This window comes from Paenibacillus massiliensis subsp. panacisoli DSM 21345 (assembly GCF_000426545.1).
Classification (GTDB): Bacteria; Bacillota; Bacilli; order Paenibacillales; family Paenibacillaceae; genus Paenibacillus; species Paenibacillus panacisoli.
The window spans coordinates 1-2,347 of record NZ_AUFO01000049.1; the positions used below are offsets into that span (position 1 = coordinate 1).

Genomic DNA, 2,347 nt, shown 5'->3' on the forward strand with positions numbered 1-2,347 from the left:
AAGGCGCCCTCCTGGGCATGCATTGCCAGCTCCTGCTGGCCTAACGAGATTTCTTTGCCCTCTGGATTCGCAAAGGATTTGACGCCGGGGTCGGCCGTCTTCCGTGCATGGCGCTGAGCTGACGATTCGACGATAGCTCCAGGCGCAGCCGAACTAGCAGAAGACGCCTGGGGTACATTCGTCGAGGGCTTCGTTCTCACGGATTGAATGACCATCGCGTCATCCTCATCCTGCCCCGGGAAGTACAGCTTCACCTGCGCGCCCTTCTCCGGCATGAGATACCATACCTGATTGCCCTCGGCTGAATACGGGAACCACTGGGCCGCTTGTGGTGGCTGCTTATCCAGATCCAGATGCAAGCGCACCTGATTCCGGCTGACCTCGATAATCTTGCCTTCGATCGACGCACCGATAATGGTCTGGTTGTACCTCTTGGATACTCGCAGCCCTTCGGGAATGGCACACTCATAGGACCAGGTCATGAGTCCTCGTACCAGCTTCCCTTCTCGCCGGGTAATCACATAGACCTCGTGTCCCCGATGCACCTCATCTCCTAATTGCAGGATACGATCCCATTCGAACGCATAACGGGTATAATCCTCTGCACGTACGCTCGCTCCACGGTTCGTGACTTGATCCAGATAAGGAGCGAGATTTCTTTGCAATGTAAAAGGTACACCCTCCAGCCGAATCTGCTTACCCGTCTGTGGAATCCCGATCCAGATCTGAGGGTGATGGGACAATGTATTCGGAATGAGCGTGGCTCCCGCATGCGAGGCCAAGCGCTGTAAGAAGGCCCAGTCCGTCTCCTGATATTGCAGAATGAATTGCCCTGTAGCTTGCTTGCTAATTCTACTTCCCATGCTAAGTGCTTTGATTTAAACATGCAAAAAAGCTCATTCCTACTCAGAAGACAAGTTGGAAAGAGCTTTGTAGTTTTAAAAATCACCTATATTTCCATATATCTTTATCTTTTTCAGAAAATATTATTACTGCATTTTTGATTGGATGAAGACCTTCGTAGTCTCGAAAAATCCGTTTATTTCCCCATCAGATTAAATTTCATTACACTTAGCAAATGGTTCGAAAATCTTTAAACATACCATTTCCGGATTTACAATTTATCTATATCGTAAGAAGGCATATTCAAAAATCTCTCATACCATCCTCCTAAAGGAAAATGGCTAACACCAATTATCTCCAGTTCATTCACTCTAAATACAAATGCCCCTTTCCGTTCTAGTATTTTTAACAGTGGTTCATACACATAAATATACTCAGCGTATTCCGGATGATCATCTATATACTTAGCTAACTTTAGATAAAAATTACAAAACAATTCTACACCGGAAAATTTATTCATATATTCTATTGTTTCATGGCTATAAAACGTTGTAATATCTACCAGTTCTCTTCTATCACCCAATAGACGAGCAATATCGGCAAATTTAGGTGAAATAGGTGTTAAATTTTCTTTTTGAAAAAAAGAAGCCATTCTTCTAAAAAACTCATATCCCAATCTCTCATTCTCCGGTGATACTATTGTCCCTACCAAACACCAATCAATATTATTACTTCGAGATATCGCTTCTCTTAAAAACATTACTTTCACCTCAAACTATTTAATATTTAATTTTTTGGTTAAAATTATTGTCCCAATCATTATATTTCATTTCATCGGTATATGTCGGAAAGTTATTCGTTGGTTGTACTGCTCCCATTTCATTAGCTGCATCATGAGCATTTTTCAAGGGGTTTTTGCCATACTGTGTCCCATCCCATGTTATTGGATCTCTTAAAGGTAATGGACCAATTTTGTTACCATCTTTATCAATGTAGCCATTTAGCATTATATCTCTTTCTTTTAGTTCATGATCCGCAAGGCTTTTAAACCAATCTTTTTCTTTAACATTAAGTTCTCTTATTTGTGCTTGTTGCCAACCATATGCAATATCAGGATCTGCCTGAAAATATAATTTTTCATACGGTTTCCCATCTATAGATAAATCACGGATAGTTAAAAATAAATGCTCTTTCATCTTAGTAACTTGTTCAACTGTTAAACCCGTATTTTTAGATACTATTGGGACATCTTCTAGACCTACTTTTCTTATTTCTATATACGACCTCTCCAGAAAAGCATCATACCCATCTTTTGGAGGTGCAATGAAGGGTTTCATCTCCTCTGGGTCGGTTAAATGCTTAACTTCACCCGTCCCCTCAGCCTCTTCATCTTTTCTCCGTCGTTCCTCATCTTCCCTTCTTTTCGGTTCATCCTCATAATGATCTTTAGGAGGCTGCTCTGATCTCCTAAAACCTCCCGGACCATCGCTCTCCATCCGGGAAT

The 2,347-nt window shown here is 42.0% G+C and carries 1 protein-coding gene and 2 pseudogenes; all 3 read right to left on the bottom strand.

All coding sequences use genetic code 11. The features are described 5' to 3' along the window. Positions 1 to 863: pseudogene (locus K331_RS0122430) on the bottom strand (EndoU domain-containing protein); the annotation flags it as partial. Positions 864 to 1,114: 251 nt separating this feature from the next. Beyond that, a complete protein-coding gene (locus K331_RS0122435; RefSeq protein WP_028591999.1) occupies positions 1,115 to 1,603 on the bottom strand; it encodes a hypothetical protein in 489 nt (162 codons plus the stop codon). A gap of 19 nt (positions 1,604 to 1,622) precedes the next feature. Continuing rightward, positions 1,623 to 2,347 (bottom strand): annotated as a pseudogene (locus K331_RS32315) (hypothetical protein); the annotation flags it as partial.

Coding starts and splice junctions, on each gene's coding strand:
- K331_RS0122435 (WP_028591999.1), bottom strand. CDS start 1,603: ATGTTTTTAAGAGAAGCGATATCTCGAAGTAATAATATTGATTGGTGT.